Source organism: Streptomyces radiopugnans (assembly GCF_900110735.1).
GTDB classification, from domain to species: domain Bacteria; phylum Actinomycetota; class Actinomycetes; order Streptomycetales; family Streptomycetaceae; genus Streptomyces; species Streptomyces radiopugnans.
This window is the reverse complement of the sequence record NZ_FOET01000002.1, coordinates 108,955-126,910: the sequence shown is the minus strand read 5'-3', so window position 1 is coordinate 126,910 and position 17,956 is coordinate 108,955. Positions and strand designations below refer to the sequence as shown.

Below are 17,956 nucleotides of genomic sequence, written 5' to 3'. Positions count from 1 at the left end.
CTCGCCGCCATGACCGACCGAGACGGACGCCTCGCCATCGGGGAGCTGGCCGCCCGCTCCGGGCTCGCCCCCTCCGCCCTGCGCTACTACGAGGAGATGGGCCTGATCCACTCCGAGCGGACCACGGGCAACCAGCGGCGATATCCGCGCACCGCCCTGCGCCGGGTCGCCTTCGTACGGGCCGCCCAGGTGGTCGGCCTGTCCCTGGAGGAGGCCCGGGCCGCGCTGGACCGGCTGCCCGTGGACCGGGCGCCCGGCGCGGCCGAGTGGAACGCCGTGGCCCGTACCTGGCAGCGGAGGATCGACGCGCGGATCGGCGAACTGGAGCGGCTGAGGGAGCGGCTGACCGGGTGCATCGGCTGCGGCTGCCTCAGCCTGCGCAAGTGCGGCCTGTACAACCCGGGCGACGTCGCGGGCTCGCAGGGCCCGGGCGCGCGCTACCTGGAGGGGGACCCCCTGCCGGAGGCCTGAGGCACGGCCGGTGCGCGAGCGCGGCTCCCGGCACCCGCCCCGGCGGGGCCCGGGGAAACCCGTCCGCCCCCGGACGGGTTTCCCCGGGCCCCGCCGGGGGCACTCGCGCGGCGCGAGAGATCCGGGAGGTTGACTGATGGCCGACATCTCCGAGCTGGAGCTGGACGCCCTGTGGGACGAGTTCCACGCCGTGGTGAACATGACGTCGAACGAACTGGAGGCCTGGCTCAGGACGAGCGTCGCCGGCGAGCGGGCCGAGGAGCTGCCCGAGCAGGCCGGATCCGAGCGGGGACGGCAGGTGCTGGCGATCCTGCGCAAGCGCCGCACGGACCTCACCGACGACGACGTCGCGGTGATGCGCGAGGTCGTCGACACCGTCAGCGCCGAACGCGAGCGGGTGCGTGTGGCCGAGGCGGTGCGGGACTCCGACTGGCGCCACCGGATGATGTCCCTGGGGCACGACCCCGTCAGGGCGTCCTGACCGCGGCGCGCGCCGGGTGCCGTGCCGTACGCAGTACCGTACGGTGCCCTTCTCCGTCCCGGCCCGTGCCGTACGCCCGGCCCGCGCCGCCCGTCACTGACCGGCGGCCAGCGGCAGCGCCCGCGACGACAGGCGCTCGGGCGGGCCGGGCCGGGCGTAGTACCAGCCCTGGGCGGAGTCACAGCCCAGCTTCCGCAACTGGTCGGCCTGGGCCGCCGTCTCCACGCCCTCGACGGTCACGGCCAGCTCCAGGGCGTGCGCCAGCGAGACGATGCCCTCGACGACCTTGAGGTCGACCGGGTCGGCCGGGTCCTGCTGGAGGCCCCGGGTGAAGGAGCGGTCCAGCTTCAGGGTGGTCGCGGGCAGCCTGCGCAGACTGGCCAGGTTCGAGTAGCCGGTGCCGAAGTCGTCCAGGGCGATCCGCACCCCCAGGTCGGCGAGTCGGCGTAAAGGCTTCAGCTCCGCGTCGTCGGCGCGGATCAGGGCGCTCTCGGTGACCTCCAGGCAGAGCGAGGCCGGGTCCAGCCCGGCGTCCTCCAGCACCGCCACGGTCTCGGAGACCAGCTCCGGATGGTGCAGCTGCCGCGGCGAGAGGTTGACGTTCACCCGCAGCGGCCGGGTGCCGCCGATGCCGCGCACCTGCCACTCGCACGCCTGCCGCACCGCCTGCTCCAGCACCCAGCGCCCCAGCGGCACGATCAGTCCGGTGTGCTCGGCCAGCGGGATGAAGCGGTCCGGCCCCAGCACCCCGTGGAGCGGATGCGCCCAGCGCACCAGCGCCTCGGCGCCCTCCACACTGCCGTCCTCCATCCGCACCAGCGGCTGGTACTCGATGAAGAACTCCTCGCCCTCCAGCGCGGCGGGCAGATGGGTGGTCAGCATGTGGCGGCTGATGGTGCGGGCGTCGCAGTCGGGGTCGGCCAGCTCGTAGCGGTTGCCGCCCCTGGCCTTTGCCCGGTACATGGTGATGTCGGCGCTGCGCAGCACCTCCGCCGGCGTCAGCTCCCCGACCGGGCCCTCCACGACGCCGATGCTGGCGCGCACCGGCAGCTCCCGGCCGGCCAGCGGGATCGGGCAGGACAGCGCGTCCAGCGCCCGCTGGGCCAGGTCGGTCACCTCCGAGCGCGAGGCGGGGTCGCTGACCAGGGCCACGAACTCGTCGCCGCCGATCCGCGCGACCATGTGGCGCGGCGAGGCCACACAACTCTGCAGTCTCTCGGCCACGTTCACCAGCAGCTGGTCGCCGACCGAGTGGCCCAGGCTGTCGTTGACCGTCTTGAAGCCGTCCAGGTCCAGGTAGCACAGGCCGATCCGGGCGGTGCCGGAGCCGGGGGAGAGGACGTGCTCCAGCCGCTCGAAGAACAGCGTGCGGTTGGGCAGGTCGGTCAGCGCGTCGTGGGTGGCCTCGTAGCGCAGCCGCAGGTTCAGCAGGCGCCGCTCGGTGATGTCCTCCATCAGCGCCAGCATGTAGCGCGGCTCGCCGTCGGGGCCGCGCAGCAGCGAGACGGTCAGGTTGGTCCACAGCACGGTGCCGTCGCTGCGCGTGTACGGCTTCTCCATGCGGTAGTGGTCGCGCTCGCCGCGCACCAGCTCCTCGTGGATCCGCCAGACGCCCGGGGCGTCGTCGGGGTGGACCCAGTCGGAGACGCGGCGGCTGCGCACATGCTGCTCCGAGCCGCCGAACATCTTCGCCAGCGCGCTGTTGATGTCGAGGACGGTCCCGTCCATGTCGGCGATCCCGATGCCGACCGTGGCCCCCTCGAAGACCGCCCGGAAACGGGTCTCGCTCTCGTGGAGGGCCTTCTCGGCGCTCTCCCGCGCCGCGAGCGCGGAACGGGCCAGCGCCTCCTGCTCGGAGCGGGTGCGCTCCTGCAGCGCGCGGGCGAACCCGGCCGAGACGGCGTGCTGGAGCCGGGCGCAGCGGGCCCGGCCCTCCTCGGTCGGCAGCACCGCCGGGTCGCTGCAGTACAGCAGCAGGTACGCGTCCACCACGCCGAGCACCTGCGGCAGCGCCTCGGGCGCGGTGCAGTGCGCCTCGACGAGCGCCGCACCCACGTCGCGCCCCGGCGAGGGGTCGAAGGGGCGGGCGTGCAGCGCCTCGCCGAGGGCGCGCGCCAGGGGGAGGAGGTAGTCCTCGAACTCGGTGCGGGTCATCGAGGTGGCCGTGGCGGGGTAGACCGCGCGGCTCCAGATCCGGGCGAAGCGGCGGTATCCGTCGTAAGGGTCGCCGGGGGCCTCCGGCGCGAGGGGGTGGCCGGAGGCGGTGGGCCCCTGTGGCGTCGGACTCACGCCTTGCGTCCCACTCCACCGAAGCCGGTGAAGACCACGGGGTCCTCCTGGTCGACCGGTCCTTCCGGACGCCAGTTCGGCATGGAGACCAGGCCGGGCTCGACCATCTCGAAACCGTCGAAGAAGCGTTCCACCTCCGAGCGCGAGCGCATGATCAGCGGCGAGCCGATGTTGCGGTAGACGCCCTCCACCTCGTCCCCCTGCTCGGGCCTGCGCGGGCCGCCCTCGACCGAGGCGTGGGTGAGGACCAGCAGACTGCCGGGGGCGAGCGCGTCGCGCAGCTCGGCCACCTTCGCCCAAGGGTCGTCGCCGTCCTCCAGGAAGTGCAGCAGCGCCACCAGCAGCAGGGCCACGGGGCGCTCCAGGTCGAGCAGGCGGCCGGCCTCCGCGCTGCCGAGGATGTCCTCGGGCTTGCGGAAGTCGGCGGCGACGACGCCGGTGCGGTCCTCCTGGCCCTCCAGCACGGCCCGGCTGTGGGCGATGGCGACGGGGTCGTTGTCGACGTAGACCACCTTCGCCTCCGGCGTGGCGGCCTGCGCGACCTCGTGGACGTTGCCGAAGGTCGGGATGCCCGAGCCCACGTCGAGGAACTGGGTGATGCCCTGCTGCGCGGCGAAGCGGACGGCCCGGCGCATGAACGCGCGGTTGGCCTGCATGATCTTCGGAAGCCCCGGGAACACCTCGATGGCCCGCCGAGCGGCCTCCCGGTCGGCCTCGAAGTTGTGCGACCCGCCCAGGTAGTAGTCGTAGATGCGGGAAACGCTCGGCACGGACAGGTCTATGTCCTGCGGAGCCCAGGCGGGACGCTCCATCAATGTCTCCAACCGGTCGGTGAATATGACAGGGACTCCTGAGGCTACTGATCCCAGGCTGGCAGGTACACGGACCCGGAACGCCGACGTTCCGGCACCGGCCCGCTACGTATAGCTTGCCCCGGTTCCTCCGTCGGGATAATCGTGGCGGCCACCGGGTTTTCCCACCCCCCTGCCCGGACACCCGGGGTGGATGAGTACCACCGATCACGACGAACTCCCGTTCCCCGACTACGATCACCTCTCCGCGGGCGAGCTGGAGCACCGGATTCGGGCCCTGTCGCACGACGACCTGGAGCGGCTGCTCCGTTACGAGCGCGAACACGCCGGCCGTACTCATGTGATCGCGCTGCTGACGGCCCGTGTGCACCAGCTGGAGGAGGGCAGCCCGCGCTCCCCGGGCGGCGCCGAGCCGCCCTCGGGCCCGCAGGGCGAGCCCGGCGGATCCCCCGTCAGCCCGGCGACCTCGCCGGAGCCGTACAACCCGCCTCCGCACGGCACCCCCGACCAGCGCGCCAAGCCGGTGGGCAACCGCTTCCGGTAGAGGCCGCCCGGCAGGCGAGGCCCCCGGGAGCCTGTCCCCGCTCCCGGGGGCCCTGCCCATGCCCTGCCCGCGCCCGGCCTGCCCGCGCCCGGCCGCCGAAGGGGCGGCCGGGCGCGGGCAGGACCGAAGTGCCGGGGTGAGCCGGGACCGGTCAGTACTCCTCGGCGCGGGTGGACGGCAGCAGCTCGCGGATGTCCGGCGGCAGCACGTGGCCCACCTTGGTCATCAGCTCGGGCGAGACCGCCGCGTCCAGCACCTCCAGCACCGCCGTGGCCTCCCGCACCGCGGTGTCCTCCGTGGCGTGGGACCGCCAGGCCACCCGCCCGGCGAAGGTGGTCAGATCGAACGGCTCGCCGTGGGTGCGGGCGTCGGCCCGCCGCTGCGGCGAGGTCTCGTGCCCGGCCACCACCCGGCGCAGCGACTCCGCCGCCTCCCCGGGCAGCTGGGCGGCCAGATGGTCGGCCACACCGTCCGGTATCCGCTCCGCCAGCGTCTCCAGCGTGGCCCGCAGGGCCCGCTCGGCCGCCTGCCGGTCCGGCAGGTCCGCGTGCGCCTGCACCTGGCCGGTGAGCTCCTCGTACCGCATGGTCGGTACTCCTCTCGGCGTCTCGTCGGGATCTCTTGGGGGCCCGCCGCGGCACTCGCCCGTCTCCGCGCCGGCCGCGGCCCCCCCGGGTGCGGGTGACCCTGCCGGTGCGCATCGACACCTGCCGTTTCCGTGACCGGCGGCCGGGAACCCGTAGTGGATCAGACCGATCGGAGGTGAGGAACGTGCCCGCACGGAAGGAGCTTCCGTCGACCCTGGAGCGCTCCCCCGAGGAGGCGCAGCGCACCTGGATCAAGGCCCACGACTCCGCTGTGGAGGAGTACGGGGAGGGCCGGCGCGCACACCAGACCGCCTACAGCGCGCTGAAGCACAAGTTCGAGAAGGTGGGCGACCACTGGGAGCGCAAGGAGGGCGGCCGCAAGGGGCCCTCCGACGAGCGGGCCGCCCGCCCGCGCGGCAGGGGCGGGCGCAGCGGCGAGGGCGTCGACGAGAACGCCAGTAAGGAGCACCTGTACTCCATCGCGCAGCGGCTGGACATCAACGGGCGCTCCCGGATGTCCAAGGACGAGCTGCTGCGGGCCATCCGCAAGGCCAACCGCTCCGAGACCCGCCGGGCACGCTGAGGCCGTGCCGACACGGGGCTGACACAGCGCCGGCACGGCGCGGGGGCCGTGGGCGCCTCCGCGCCCACGGCCCCCGCGCGGCCGGCGTCCCGCGCCTACCGGAACGACTCGGGAACGAGCTTCTCGTAGGAGGGGGCCTTCGCCACCAGGCCGCTGTCGACGTGGAAGCGCCGGGCTATGCCGTACCCCTTCCCGGTGACCGCGGCCGACGCGGGGGACTCCTTCCGCAGGATGGGGACCAGGGCGTCGAGCGCGGGGCCCGGCGCACTGCTGAGGTACTCGCCGAGCAGGTCCCTGACCCGGGAGGCGTCGCCGGCGATGAACTCCAGGGAGCGGTCGATCGCGCTCTGGAAGGAGGCGATCTCCGCGGACTTCGCCTCCAGGACGCCGCTCCTGGTGAAGGCGACCCCGTGCAGGGCGCCGGACAGGGAGGGCACGTCGCCGGCGGCCGGCGAGATGTAGATCTCGCCGATCCCGGCGGCCTCGGCCTGCTGGCCGATGGGCTGGAAGAAGGCGAGCGCGTCCACCCGCCCGGCCTTCAGGGCGCCCAGGGCCGCGCTGCTCACCGCACCGAGGTTGACCAGGGTGGCGTCCTTCCTGGCGTCCAGCCCGGCGAGCCCGAAGAGGTGGTTCACCAGGGCCTCGGTGCCGCTGCCGGGGCCGGTGATGCCGATCTTCCCCCCGGCCAGTGCGCGGGTCTTCTCCTCGATGGAGGAGCCCTTTGCGCTGAAACCTTTCTTCACGACGATGTCGACGTAGTACTCGGTGACCAGGGAGGTCGTGAGCCGGGCCTGGGAGTCGTTCTCGGCGAGGTTGAGGACGTCGGTCATGACCCCGGCGCCGATGTCGATGCTCCCGGACTTCAGCGCGGCGGCGACCTTGGCGCCGGTGCCGAGCCGGGGGCGGTCGCCGAGCGAGAGGCCCTCGTCCTCGAAGAAGCCGCGCTTCTCGGCGATGAACAGCGGGAAGAAGGCGACGGAGTCGCTGATCTGACCGATGTTGAGGGTGCCGCCCCTGGTGGCCGAGCCCGCGCTCGAACAGGCCGAGAGCAGGGTGGGGGACAGGAGGGCGGAGGAGGCGGCGAACGCCTTGAGCAGGGTGCGGCGCGATGGTGACACGGGGTTCTCCGGTTCATGACGGGCGTTTCGCGGTGGACGGGGAGGGCGGGGGGGCGGCGGGGGCGTGAGCGGGTGGTGCGGTATGGGCCGGCGGTACGGGACGGCGGCGCCGGGTGGGGGCGCGGGCCGGCCGCGCGGTCAGTCCCGGAGGGGCTTCCAGCGGTTGACGCGCCGGTCGAGCACTCCGACGAGGATGTTGAGGGCTCCGGCGATGAGGCTGAGGATCACGAGCGTGGCGAAGACGCCTGCCGTGTCGAACTGCGCCGCGGCGTCGTTGATCAGGTATCCGAGGCCTCGGTTGGAGGCCACCAGCTCACCGATGACCGCACCGATGAGGGCGTAGGGCACGGAGACCTTCAGACCGGTGAGGAAGCCCGCCATCGACGAGGGCAGGACCACCTTGAGCGCGATCTGGCGGCGGCCGCCGCCCATCAGGCGCACCGCGTCCACCAGGCCCTGGTCGACCTCGCGGACGGCGGCCGCGGTGTTGAGGAAGACCAGGAAGAACACGGTGACGGCGGCCAGCATGACCTTCATGTCCATGCCGATGCCGATCCACACGATGAACAGCGGGGCCAGGGCGACCTTGGGGATGGCGTAGAGGGCCATGATGAAGGGGTCCAGCACCCGGTAGACGAAGCGCGAGGCGCCGAGCAGGTAGCCGGCCAGGGCGCCCGCCACGGCTCCGAGCAGGAAGCCGTAGACGATCTCCTGCACGGTGATCCAGGTGTGGTCGGCCAGGGTGCCGTCGGCCCACCACGCCCCCAGCCGGTCGACGATGTCGCTGGGCCTGCTGATGAAGGTGCCGTCGATCCAGCGGCCGGAGGCGGCCTGCCAGAGCGCGAGCACGACGACCAGCAGTACGGCCCGGACGGCCCAGACGGTCACGGTGCCGCCGTGGCGCTGCCACCAGGTGCGCCGCACGTGCTCGCGGACGGCGCCGGTGGGCGGGCTGTCCGCCCGGACCTCGGCCTCGGGCGGGGTGTCGGTGGTGCTCATGCCGCGGCTCCCTGGAGTGCGCCGGCCATCTCCCGGTGGAGTGACACGTAGGTGGGGTCGACCTGCAGCTCGTCCGCGTTCCGGGGGCGCGGGAGGTCGATGCGCCGGTCGACGACGATGCGTCCCAGCCCGCCGAGGACCACGACGCGGTCGCCGAGCAGGATCGCCTCCTCGATGTCGTGGGTGACGAACACGACGGTCTGGTCGCTGTCCTCCCACAGGCGCAGCAGTTCCTGCTGGAGCTCGTGGCGGAGCTGGGCGTCCAGCGCGCCGAACGGCTCGTCCATCAGCAGGGTGGAGGGCCTCCCGGCCAGCATCCGGGCCAGGCTCGCCCGGCGGCGCATGCCGCCGGAGAGTTCGCGGGGGTAGTGGTGCTCGAAGCCGGACAGGCCGACGCGGTCGATGAGGTCGCGCGCGGTGCGGGACCGCTCGGCGGCCGGCACGCCCTGGAGCTCCAGCGGCATCTCGACGTTGCGCTGGACGTCGCGCCACGGCATCAGCGTGTCCGACTGCGTCAGGTAGCCGATGTCGGTGTGCGGGCCGGTGAGCCGCCTGCCCTGGTAGCGGACCTCGCCGCTGGTGGGGGTGGTCAGCCCGGCGAGGAGGTTGAGCATGGTGGACTTCCCGCACCCGCTGCGGCCGAGCACCGAGACGAAGGTGCCCTTCTCCACCGAGAGGCTGAAGTCGCGCAGGGCGACCGTGGCCGTGTCGTTCTTGACGAATCGCTTGGAGAGCCCGTCGACGCTCAGCAGGGCTGTCATGCCCTCACGCTCCCTTCGGTGTCCTGCGCGCGGAGGCCGTAGGCGTCGTAGCTGATCTCCCCGTTCAGCCAGCGCGCCCGCAGGGCGGCCTCCTTGGTGATGCGGGCCCGCACCGCCTCCACCACCCGGGGGACGTCGGCGGCCCGTACGGCGGTGGCGCCGTCGTCGTCCAGTACGACCGTGTCACCCGGCTCGATGGTGGTGCCGCCCACGCGGACGGGGACGTTCACCTGCCCGCGGTGCTCCTTGCCGGCGCCGCGGGCGCTGCGCCACCGGGTGTGGACGGCTATCTGCATGCCGGCGAGCTCCGCGGTGTCCCGCACCGCCGCGTCGACGAGGATCCCGGCCGCTCCCCGCACCGCCGCCTGGGTCGCCAGGAGGTCTCCGAGCAGGGCGACGGGCCGCGGCTCGGCCATGGTGACGACCAGGATCTGTCCGGGCCGGAGGGCGTCCATGGCCTCGTGGACGGCGCGGTTGTCGCCGGGGCCGCACAGCACGGTGCAGGCGGGCCCGGCGGCGCGGCGCCCGGGGGTGACGGCGTCCCAGGCGTGCTCGATGAGCCCGCGGCGGCCGTACGCCTCGTACACCGTGGCGACTCCGGCCCTGCCCAGCTCGGCCGCGTCCCGTTCCGGGGTGCCGTTCACAGCGCACCCACCACGTTGGGCAGGAGGCGCTGGAAGGCCTCGGCCTGCCGGATGCCGGCGTCGCCGGTCACCTTGCGGGCGTGGTTGCCGCGGTGCTCGGCGCGCTGGGCGTAGTACTCCTGGAGGTACCGCTGGGCCGCCATGTGCCCCATGGCCTCGACCTTCCGCCCGAAGACGTCGGTGATGTCGACGAAGACCGACGGGGTGAAGCCGCACAGTTCCGGCTGGTGCGGCTCGAAGGCGAGGAACTCCGAGGGCGGCGCCGTCCGGAAGGCGCTGGCCACGCCCGCGCCCGAGGTCAGCAGCCGGGCCTTGGCCACCGCCCGGTGGGCGACGGGGTGGTCGGGGTTGAACGGGTCGTTCTCGGGGTGGGTCAGCACGACGTGGGGGGCGAAGTCGCGCATGATCGAGGCCAGTCGTTCCACGGCCTCGTCGCCGACGCGCAGCGGGTAGTCGCCCAGGTCCAGCGCCCGGAACTCGGCGCCGAGCACGGCGGCGGCCCCGGCCGCCTCCTCGTGGCGGATCTTCTTGACGTTCTCCTCGGTCTGCCCCTCCTGCTTCCACAGGACACCGGACTCCCCGCGCTCCCCGTAGGAGAGGGCCACCACGAGGGCCTCCCCTCCGGCGGCGGTGTGCTTGGCGACGGCGCCGGCCGAGCGCCAGACGAAGTCGGCGCTGTGCGCGCCGACGACCAGCATGCGACGTGTGCTCATCGGTTCTTCTCTCTCGGTTCCGTGCGGGGGCGGTCAGTCGTCCAGCGGTTCGGCGCCGACGAGGGCCCGGCTGTTGTGCACGGTCATGGTGCGGACCTCCTCGTCGCTGAAACCGGCCTGGAGGAGGCGGTCGGCGGCGAGCGCCAGCCCGTCCTCGACGGGCGGGTTGAACGGCTGGCCCAGGTCGCTGGAGACGATCGAGTTCTCCGGTCCCGCCGCGCGGATGTTGGAGAACCACAGGTCCCAGTCGACCTTGCCGGTGTAGGGGGTGGTGAAGCACCGCTCCAGCAGCGCGCCGTGGGCGGCCAGTTCACGCTGCCGCTCGATGCCGATCCGCTGGGAGGTGAACTCGGGGTGGGTGACGACGATGCGGCGCACGCCCTCCTCGGCGGCTGCCGCGACGACGGCCGCGATCTCGTCGCCGTGGAGGTGACCGGTGGCCAGGACCATGTCGTGCCGGGCGACGAGCCGCAGGATCTGGCGGGTGCGCTCCAGGACGGCGCCGTCCGGTCCGACGACCTCGACCGGATCGGCGGCCATCCCGGCCGCCCGCAGGTCCTCCTGCAGCCGGGCCCACATCGGCGGCTTGGCGCCCTCGGGGTCGCTGGCCAGGCAGGAGCGCTGGTTGGAGCTGTCGACCGTCGGCATCCACACGAACCGGGCGCCGCCGCGGGCGGCGATCTCGACCGCGATCGGGTTCAGGCCCCCGACCGAGGCGTTGAGGGTGATGGCCCCCACCGCCTCGGCCCGCCCGAGCCGGTTGACGACGGCGGCCCGCTCGGCGGTGGGGACGTAGTGGCTCTTGAGCACGAATCCGGCCAGTCCGGCGTCGGCGAAGCGGGGAGCGAGGTCGCTGTCGTCGATGCGGCGCCGCATGACGTCGGGCCCGACGTGGACGTGCACGTCGTAGGCGCCGCGCACGAGATCCCTGGCGTGCTGGCTCGGAGTGGGGTGGGGCACGGTGACACCTTTTTGTCGGCAACTTGTTGAACGGGATTGTTAGCAATCCTGTTGCCAGCGTCAAGGGTCACGGCGGGGTCAGTTCTCGGAGGCCTTCCGCATCGCGTCCATGACGCTGCTCAGGTGCACCCGGATCGCCCGGTCCGCGCCCTCGGCGTCGCCCGCGCAGATCGCCTCGATGATCGCCAGGTGCTCCGGCAGCGAGACCTGCGGACGGCCGGGCATGGTCGCGACCTTGAACTGCTGGCGCACGCTCTGCGCGCGCAGCCTCTCCAGCACGTTCGAGGCGGTGCGCTGCCCGCTGATCTCCCTGATCCGCTGGTGGAGCCGCTGGTTGAGCTGCCGGTAGCGCATGGTGTCGCCGTCGGCGACGGCCGCCCGCATGTCCGAGCCGATCGAACGCAGCTCCTCCGCCTCCGCGTCGCCGATCCGCTCGGCCGCCTTCGCCGCGCAGAGGGCCTCCACCGCCATGCGTACCTCGTAGATCTCGATCGCCTCGTCGAGCGGCACGACCCGCACGCGGGCGCCCCGGTTGGCGACCCGCTCGACCAGTCCGTCGGCGGCGAGTTCGAGCAGGGCCGACCGGACCGCTCCGCGGCTCGCCGCGAACTGCTCCGTCAGGTCCGCCTCGATCAGCCGCTGACCGGGCACGAAGTCGCCCCGCATGATGGCCTCGCGGATGTCGGACGTGACGTTCGTGCGGACCCTCGTCGCGCTGGGCGCGTCACTCGGCATTCCAGACTCCCGAATGGTGGCGGAATTGTTGACAATATTGGCGGGAGTGTAGCAGGGTGCCGACTGGAGCACCGGGCTCCGAACGGGTGCGGGCCGAGGAGGAGGCTCCCGTGCAACCCATGCCGTCCATCGCGCTGTTGGGCTACGGGGAGGCCGGATCGGCGTTCGGCCGCGACCTGCTCGCCCTCGGAGTGCGCGTACGCGTCCACGACCCGGCGGTCCGCCCCCCGGACGCCGTCGAGACGGCGGCCGACGAGGCCGAGGCCGTACGGGGCGCCGGTCTGGTGCTGAGCGTCAACAGCGCCTCGGCCGCCGCCGGCGCCCTGCTGGCTGCCGCGCCCGGGATCGGGGAGGGCACGGTCTGGGCCGACATGAACACCGCGTCGCCGCGGGCGAAGGCCGAACTCTGCCAGACCGCCGCCCGGCTGGGCGTCGCCTTCGCCGACGTGGCGATCATGGCGCCCGTCCCCGGGCGGGGACTGCGGGTGCCGATGCTGGTCAGCGGCCCGGCCGCGGAGCGCGTCGCCGCCGTCCTCGGGGCGCTGGGCACGCCCGTCACCGTCCAGCCCGGCGGAGCCGGCGCCGCCGCCCGCCGCAAGCTGCTGCGCAGCGTGTTCTTCAAGGGGATGGCGGCCGCGGTCGTCGAGGCGCTGGAGGCGGCCCGCGCCGCCGGCTGCGAGGACTGGCTGCGGGAGAACATCGCCGCCGAACTCGCCGCGGCCGACGCCCGGACCGTGGACCGGCTGGTCACCGGCACCCGGCGCCACGCAGGCCGCCGGGCCGAGGAGATGGCGGCCGCCGCCGGAATGCTGGAGGACCTCGGGGTCGAGCCGGCCGTCGCCCGCGCGAGCCGGGACCTGCTGCTGCGGATCCTGGCCGAGGGACGGGCGGAACGGCCGCGGGACGAGCCCCTGGAGGACTCGTCCGGCGATTCCCGGGGCCCGTCTCGGCCGCCCCGGCCGCCTCAGCCGACGTAGCGGCGGGCGGCGGAGCGGCGCTGCTCCTCCTCCAGCAGCCGCAGCCGCTCCTCGACCTCCGGCGGCACCACCCGGCGCTCGCGCAGCACCCACGGCAGCCCCGCCAGCGCCCGGCCGAACGCCCGCGCCGACGCCGCGTCGCGCGGCACCGTGCGCGCCAGCCGCCAGGTGCGGCGCAGCGCCGCGGGCAGCGGCCGGCGCAGCCAGCCGAACCACAGCGTGTTGCGCAGCCCGTCCTCCCGGCGCGCGGTCGGGTCCCGCACCGCCGAGGGGGCGTGGTGGACCGTCAGCTCCTCCGCGTAGGCCAGCCACCAGCCGCGCGCCATCAGATCGGTGGCCAGCAGCTCCTCCTCGCCGCCCAGCCACAGCCGGGGCGAGAAACCGCCCGCCTCCCGGAAGGCGTCGGTGCGCAGCACCGTGGCCGCGGCCAGGAACGAGCCCAGGGCCGGGCCGGGCAGCCACTCGGGGCCGGACAGCGGGGAGCCGCGCAGTTCGGCGACGATCGGATCCTCGGTGCCGCCGGGCTCCACCACGATGCGCGCGGTGACCGCCGCCAGCCGCGGGTGGGCGTCGAGCAGGCCGGCGGCCCTCTCCAGCGAGCCCGGCTCCCACCAGGAGTCGTCGTCGCAGAAGGCCACGTACGGCGTGGTCACGCGCTCCACCGCGACATTGCGCCCCACCGCCCCCAGATTCCGTTCCGCCCGCAGCAGCCGCACCCACGGACGGACGCGTGCGACGGTCTCGGCGGTGCCGTCCGCCGAGGCGTTGTCGACGACGAACACCGGTGGGCGCTCGGGCAGTCCGGCCAGCCGGCCCAGGGTGCGCAGCAGCTCCTCGCGGCGGTTGTGGGTGATCACCACGACCGAGACCCGGGAGCCGGCGTCCGGGATCTCGTCCGCGCCGGCGTGCCCGGAGGGCCGGGCGGCCCCGCCGGGTCCGGCGGCCTCGTCGGTTCCGGTGGGCTCAGGGGCCACGGTGCTGTCCTTCCACACGGCGTGCGGCTTCCTCGATGTAGGGCGGCAGGGGCCTGCGGGCGCGCACCGCCGACGGCAACCGGGCCAGCGCGCCGAGCAGGGCGCGGCGGGCCTCCGGGTCGCGGCGGGCCCGCGCGGCCAGCGCCCCGGTGCGGCGCGCGGCCAGCGGCAGCGGACGGCGCAGCCAGGTGGTGAGCAGTTCGTTGCGCAGCACCCGGGAGCCGCGCCCGGACCGCGGCGAGGGGTCCGGATGGTGGTGGGCGACGACCTCCGGGCAGTGGGCGACCCCCCAGCCCCGGGCGGCCAGGTCGTAGGCGAGCAGGGTCTCCTCGGCGCCGAAGAACAGCAGCGGATGGAACCCCCCGGCGTCCAGGAACGCCGACCGCCGCACCACCGAGGCGCACCCCAGGAAGCCCAGCACCTGCGGGCCCGGCAGGTCCGGGACCGTGCCCAGCGGGGAGCCGGCCAGCAGGTCGTCGAGGGGGTCGGGATCCTCCTCGGGGCCCACCAGGGTGCGGGCCGCGATCAGCCCCAGCCGCGGATGGGCGTCCAGCAGCGAGACGGCGCTCTCCAGAGCCCCGGGCTCCCACCAGGAGTCGTCGTCGCTGAAGGCCACGTACGGCGTCTCCATCGCCGCCACGCCCAGGTTGCGGGCGATCGCCCCGCGGTTCTCGGGCAGTGGCATCAGCGCCACCTGCGGGAAGAGGGCCGAGACCATGGTGCGGGTGTGGTCGGCCGAGGCGTTGTCGACCACCAGCACCGGCGGGCACTCGGGCAGTGCGGTCAGCGCGCGCAGCGTGCGCGCGAGGCTGTCGGCGCGGTCGCGGGTGGCGATGACCACGCCTATCGGCGAGCCGTTCACGCGGCACGCACCTCCGGCAGTAGGGACAGCGCCTCCAGTACCTCCTCCGGCCGGATGCGCAGCAGCAGGGGATCGGGACCGCGGCCGTGGGGGTCGCCGGGCGGGCCCGGATGCCACAGCACCCGGTGGCGCTCCAGCGGCGGCGGACCCCACAGGGCGGGCGGCACCGGCCCGAAGAGGGTCACCGACGGAGTCCCGTGGGCCACCGCCAGATGGGCCACACCGGTGTCGCCGCTCACCACGGCCGAGGCCCCCGCGACCAGCGCGGCCAGCCGCTCCAGCGGCGGTTCGCCGTGGACATCGGCGTCGGGCAGACCGGCCAGCTTGGCCAGCCGCGCCAGCAGGTCGTACTCGTGGGTGCCGCCGGTGACCACCACACGGCGCCCGGCGTGCCGCAACCGCGCGGCCACGGCCGCGTACCGCTCGACGGGCCAGCAGCGGGCCGGGGAGCCCGCGCCCGGGTGGAGCAGCACCGCGCCCGGGGCGGGGCAGGCCACCGGGGGCGGCGGCAGACGGAGGTCGGCGGGGTCCGCCGGGATGCCGTACCAGGACAGGAAGCGGCACCAGCGGTCGCGCTCGTGCTCCTCGGCGTACCACCGCGGGCCGTCCTCGGCGGCGAAGGCCAGCAGACGCCCGGGGCTCAGCGCCGCCAGCGCCCGCATGCTCTCCGGCCCCCTGCCGTGCAGATCGACGGCGATCTGCGGCGGCGGCCCGTGCCAGCCGGTGATCGCGGGGACGGCGCGGCCCGGCGCCGAGGCGGGCAGCAGGGTGTCCACGGCACCGCTCGCGCGGACGAGGGGGGCCAGCTCCGCCGGGGTGGCGAGTACGGTCTCGTGGCCGGGGAAAGCCCGGCGCAGCGCCCGCAGCGCGGGCACCCCGGCCAGCAGATCGCCCAGGCCCAGCGCGCGCAGCACCAGCAGCCGGGGCCGGCGGGGGGCGCCCGCGGAACCGTTCACGGGGGCGTCCGGCCGGCGGCCGGACGCCGCGTCCCGTTCCGGGCCGCCCACCGTGCCCCGTTCCGGGCTGTTCACCGCGTCCCGTTCCGGGCTGTTCACCGCGTCCCGTTCCGGGCTGTTCACTGCGCCCCGTTCCGGGCCACGGACACCGCCGCACGCTCGGCGATACGGCTGCTGGAACGGCCGTCGAGGTACGGCAGCAGCACCGCCTGCCCGCCCCAGCTCTCCACCAGCGCGGCCTCGGGCAGATCGGCGAGCGCGTAGTCGCCGCCCTTGACCCACACGTCCGGGCGCAGCCGCTCCAGCAGTTCCTCGGGGGTGTCCTCGTCGAAGACCGCCACCGCGTCCACGCACTCCAGCGCGCGCAGCACCCGGACGCGGTCGGCCAGCGGGTTGATGGGCCGGCCCGGGCCCTTGCGGCGGCGCACCGAGGCGTCCGAGTTCAGGCAGACCACCAGGCAGTCGCCGGTGCGGCGGGCCGCCTGGAGCAGTCCGACGTGGCCGGCGTGCAGCAGGTCGAAGCAGCCGCCGGTGGCCACCACGGTGCCGCCCGCCGCCCGGACCCGGGCCACCAGCCGCTCCGCGTCCTCGCCGCGGGCGGCGGAGGGCGGCCGGGGCGCGGCCCGGTCGGGGAAGGCCAGCGCCGCCGCGCCCCCGGCCGCCACATAGCCGGTGGCGGCCGCCACCGCACCCCGTACGGCGGTCTCCGGCAGCGCGCCGTCGGCCAGCAGCCCGGCCGCGGCGGCCGCGAACTGGTCGCCGGCGCCGCAGGAGTCGCCGCTGTGCCGCGCGGGGGCGGGCACCAGCAGCGGATGGTCGCCGTAGGACAGCAGCGCGCCGCGGTCGCCGAGGGTGATGGCCACCGAGGCCGCCCCCCACGCCTCGGCCAGCGCCCGGGCGTGGCGGGCCGCCGTGTGCAGGCTCTCCGGCTCGCCGGACGGTTTCGCCGGCCTCGTGGGCACCGGGGCCTTCGAGGTGTGCGAGGTCTGCGAGGCCCGGGAGGTCCGTGAGGCCTTCGGAGCCGCCGAATCGCCCGGATCCCTCGCGGTGTTCGAAGCCCCGGGGGCCTTCGCCGGGTCCGCCGTCCGGTCGGCTCCGGCCGCCGGGCCCGACGGCCCGCCGGAGCCGCCCTCCAGCCGTCCGGCGAACAGCCGGGCCTCCGCCGCCGTCGGGGTCACCAGGCGGGTGCCCGGGACCGGCTCGCGGCCGCGCGGATGCGGATCCCACACCAGGGGCACCCGGGCGGCGCGCTCCGCCAGCAGCCCGCGCACGGCGTCCGCCGTGCCCCGGCCGTAGTCGGAGACCAGCAGGGCCGGGGCCGAGGCGATCGCCTCGCGGACCTCCTCGGGCACGGCCACGCCCCCGCCGGAGGGAGCCCGGCCGGCGCCCCGGTCCATCCGGACCACCGGGCGGCCCCCGGCCAGCACCCTCGTCTTCTCCGACAGGGCACCGTCCAGGGGCAGCGCGGCCACCGACACCCAGGGGGCCAGCAGTTCGCGCAGCCGCATGCTCGCCGGGTCCTCGCCCAGGGCGGTCACCAGGGTGACCGGACGGCCGCCGAGCGCCGCCACATAGGCGGCCAGGGCGGCGCCGCCCGGGCGCAGCCGCTCCTCGCAGTCCTCCAGCACCGGCACCGGGGCGTCCGGAGCCAGGCGGTCCGCACGGCCGACCAGATCGCGGTCGAGCAGGGCGTCGCCGACCACGACCAGCGGCGCGGCGGCGCCGCCCGGCGCGGCGGACGCGCCGGGCGCCGGGCCGTACAGCGGGTCGGGCATCGGGTCAGGCATCGGCGGCATCGTCCGTGCTCCCCCCTTCCAGGACGTCCTCCAGGGCGGCGTCGAACGCGGCGCACACCATGTGCACCGCCACCAGGTGGAGTTCCTGCACCGTCGCGGTGGAGCCCGCCTGTACGCACAGCGACTCGTCGCTGCCCGCGGCCAGCGGGTTGGGCGCGGGCCCGGTCAGCGCCCACACCGACATCCCCGCCTCGCGCCCGGCCTCGGCGGCCGACAGCAGGTTGGCGCTGGCGCCGCTGGTCGACAGCAGCATCAGCACATCGCCCTCCCGCCCGTGCGCCCGCACCTGCCGGGCGAACACCTCGTCCACGCCGTAGTCGTTGGCGATCGCGGTGGTGGAGGAGGTGTCGGCGTGCAGGGCGATGGCGGAGAAGGGCGGACGGTCGTCGCGGTAGCGGCCCACCAGCTCGGCCGTCAGATGCTGGGCCTGCGCGGCGCTGCCGCCGTTCCCGGCCGCCAGCAGCCGTCCGCCGCCGGCCAGCACCCGCGCCAGGCGCTCGCCCCAGCTCTGGGCCGTGCCGGCCTGGTCGCGGAAGGGCGCCAGCGCGTGCAGCAGTTCGTCGCAGTGGCCGGCGACCGGCCCCGTCGCCGGGGGCGTCACCGGCGACGGGGCGGGGGCGGTCCGGGCGCGGCGGACCTTCGTGCCGTTCCCGGCGGCCCCGGCGGTGCTCCTCGCGGTCTTCGCGGCCGTCTT

20 protein-coding genes are annotated in these 17,956 nt (G+C 74.9%); 5 read left to right on the top strand and 15 right to left on the bottom strand.

Annotation, left to right across the window (positions count from 1 at the left end):
- Positions 1 to 9: 9 nt before the first annotated feature.
- Positions 10 to 471, top strand: a complete 462-nt coding sequence (soxR, locus tag BMY40_RS05445; protein ID WP_093656734.1) for a redox-sensitive transcriptional activator SoxR — start codon at positions 10 to 12, stop codon at positions 469 to 471.
- 136 nt (positions 472 to 607) lie between these two features.
- The gene (locus BMY40_RS05440) at positions 608 to 952 is read left to right on the top strand and encodes a DUF3140 domain-containing protein (protein WP_093656038.1); all 345 of its coding nucleotides are present in this window, start codon (positions 608 to 610) and stop codon (positions 950 to 952) included.
- A gap of 93 nt (positions 953 to 1,045) precedes the next feature.
- On the opposite strand, the gene BMY40_RS05435 is transcribed toward BMY40_RS05440, so the two are convergent.
- Positions 1,046 to 3,241: a putative bifunctional diguanylate cyclase/phosphodiesterase gene (locus tag BMY40_RS05435; RefSeq protein WP_425443077.1), complete on the bottom strand. Its 2,196-nt coding sequence runs from the start codon at positions 3,239 to 3,241 to the stop codon at positions 1,046 to 1,048.
- A complete protein-coding gene (locus tag BMY40_RS05430) occupies positions 3,238 to 4,053 on the bottom strand; it encodes an SAM-dependent methyltransferase (protein ID WP_093656036.1) in 816 nt (271 codons plus the stop codon). Before BMY40_RS05430 ends, BMY40_RS05435 begins: the two co-directional genes overlap by 4 nt.
- Positions 4,054 to 4,246: 193 nt before the next feature.
- Here BMY40_RS05430 and BMY40_RS05425 point away from each other — a divergent pair, with 193 nt between their 5' ends.
- Positions 4,247 to 4,597, top strand: coding sequence for a DUF8129 domain-containing protein (locus tag BMY40_RS05425; protein ID WP_093656034.1), 351 nt, complete (start codon positions 4,247 to 4,249; stop codon positions 4,595 to 4,597).
- A 151-nt stretch (positions 4,598 to 4,748) separates the two neighbouring features.
- Here BMY40_RS05425 and BMY40_RS05420 read toward each other — a convergent pair whose 3' ends face one another.
- The gene (locus BMY40_RS05420) at positions 4,749 to 5,183 is read right to left on the bottom strand and encodes a DUF2267 domain-containing protein (protein WP_093656032.1); all 435 of its coding nucleotides are present in this window, start codon (positions 5,181 to 5,183) and stop codon (positions 4,749 to 4,751) included.
- A 185-nt stretch (positions 5,184 to 5,368) separates the two neighbouring features.
- On the opposite strand from BMY40_RS05420, the gene BMY40_RS05415 reads away from it, so the two are divergent.
- The gene (locus BMY40_RS05415; RefSeq protein WP_093656030.1) at positions 5,369 to 5,767 is read left to right on the top strand and encodes a ChaB family protein; all 399 of its coding nucleotides are present in this window, start codon (positions 5,369 to 5,371) and stop codon (positions 5,765 to 5,767) included.
- Positions 5,768 to 5,862: 95 nt separating this feature from the next.
- Here the strand turns inward: BMY40_RS05415 and BMY40_RS05410 are convergent, their stop codons facing one another.
- The 7 genes from BMY40_RS05410 to BMY40_RS05380 form a co-directional block, all read right to left on the bottom strand.
- The gene (locus BMY40_RS05410) at positions 5,863 to 6,885 is read right to left on the bottom strand and encodes an ABC transporter substrate-binding protein (protein WP_093656028.1); all 1,023 of its coding nucleotides are present in this window, start codon (positions 6,883 to 6,885) and stop codon (positions 5,863 to 5,865) included.
- A 138-nt stretch (positions 6,886 to 7,023) separates the two neighbouring features.
- A complete protein-coding gene (locus BMY40_RS05405; RefSeq protein WP_093656026.1) occupies positions 7,024 to 7,884 on the bottom strand; it encodes an ABC transporter permease in 861 nt (286 codons plus the stop codon).
- Positions 7,881 to 8,645 (bottom strand): ABC transporter ATP-binding protein, encoded by a 765-nt coding sequence (locus BMY40_RS05400; protein ID WP_093656024.1) that lies wholly within the window; start codon positions 8,643 to 8,645, stop codon positions 7,881 to 7,883. Before BMY40_RS05400 ends, BMY40_RS05405 begins: the two co-directional genes overlap by 4 nt.
- The gene (locus tag BMY40_RS05395; protein WP_093656022.1) at positions 8,642 to 9,289 is read right to left on the bottom strand and encodes a 4-carboxy-4-hydroxy-2-oxoadipate aldolase/oxaloacetate decarboxylase; all 648 of its coding nucleotides are present in this window, start codon (positions 9,287 to 9,289) and stop codon (positions 8,642 to 8,644) included. The genes BMY40_RS05400 and BMY40_RS05395 overlap by 4 nt, the downstream gene beginning before the upstream one ends.
- Positions 9,286 to 10,002 (bottom strand): PIG-L deacetylase family protein, encoded by a 717-nt coding sequence (locus tag BMY40_RS05390; protein WP_093656020.1) that lies wholly within the window; start codon positions 10,000 to 10,002, stop codon positions 9,286 to 9,288. Before BMY40_RS05390 ends, BMY40_RS05395 begins: the two co-directional genes overlap by 4 nt.
- A gap of 33 nt (positions 10,003 to 10,035) precedes the next feature.
- Positions 10,036 to 10,962, bottom strand: a complete 927-nt coding sequence (locus BMY40_RS05385) for a DUF6282 family protein (protein WP_093656018.1) — start codon at positions 10,960 to 10,962, stop codon at positions 10,036 to 10,038.
- Positions 10,963 to 11,040: 78 nt separating this feature from the next.
- Complete coding sequence (locus BMY40_RS05380) at positions 11,041 to 11,697, bottom strand: GntR family transcriptional regulator (protein ID WP_093656016.1); 657 nt, start codon at positions 11,695 to 11,697, stop codon at positions 11,041 to 11,043.
- 119 nt (positions 11,698 to 11,816) lie between these two features.
- Between BMY40_RS05380 and BMY40_RS05375 the strand changes: the two genes are divergently transcribed.
- The gene (locus BMY40_RS05375) at positions 11,817 to 12,674 is read left to right on the top strand and encodes a DUF1932 domain-containing protein (RefSeq protein ID WP_093656015.1); all 858 of its coding nucleotides are present in this window, start codon (positions 11,817 to 11,819) and stop codon (positions 12,672 to 12,674) included.
- Here BMY40_RS05375 and BMY40_RS05370 read toward each other — a convergent pair.
- The 5 genes from BMY40_RS05370 to BMY40_RS05350 all read right to left on the bottom strand — a co-directional run bounded on the left by BMY40_RS05370 (position 12,662) and on the right by BMY40_RS05350 (position 17,863).
- The gene (locus BMY40_RS05370) at positions 12,662 to 13,564 is read right to left on the bottom strand and encodes a glycosyltransferase family 2 protein (RefSeq protein WP_093656730.1); all 903 of its coding nucleotides are present in this window, start codon (positions 13,562 to 13,564) and stop codon (positions 12,662 to 12,664) included. The two genes, BMY40_RS05375 and BMY40_RS05370, sit on opposite strands and share 13 nt — an antisense overlap.
- Positions 13,565 to 13,637: 73 nt before the next feature.
- The gene (locus tag BMY40_RS05365) at positions 13,638 to 14,510 is read right to left on the bottom strand and encodes a glycosyltransferase family 2 protein (RefSeq protein WP_245769879.1); all 873 of its coding nucleotides are present in this window, start codon (positions 14,508 to 14,510) and stop codon (positions 13,638 to 13,640) included.
- A complete protein-coding gene (locus BMY40_RS05360) occupies positions 14,507 to 15,466 on the bottom strand; it encodes a glycosyltransferase family 9 protein (protein WP_093656728.1) in 960 nt (319 codons plus the stop codon). Before BMY40_RS05360 ends, BMY40_RS05365 begins: the two co-directional genes overlap by 4 nt.
- 119 nt (positions 15,467 to 15,585) lie before the next feature.
- Positions 15,586 to 17,253 (bottom strand): D-glycero-beta-D-manno-heptose 1-phosphate adenylyltransferase, encoded by a 1,668-nt coding sequence (gene rfaE2 / locus BMY40_RS05355; protein WP_245769878.1) that lies wholly within the window; start codon positions 17,251 to 17,253, stop codon positions 15,586 to 15,588.
- Positions 17,246 to 17,863 (bottom strand): D-sedoheptulose-7-phosphate isomerase, encoded by a 618-nt coding sequence (locus BMY40_RS05350; protein WP_093656722.1) that lies wholly within the window; start codon positions 17,861 to 17,863, stop codon positions 17,246 to 17,248. Before BMY40_RS05350 ends, rfaE2 begins: the two co-directional genes overlap by 8 nt.
- Positions 17,864 to 17,956 lie beyond the last annotated feature (93 nt).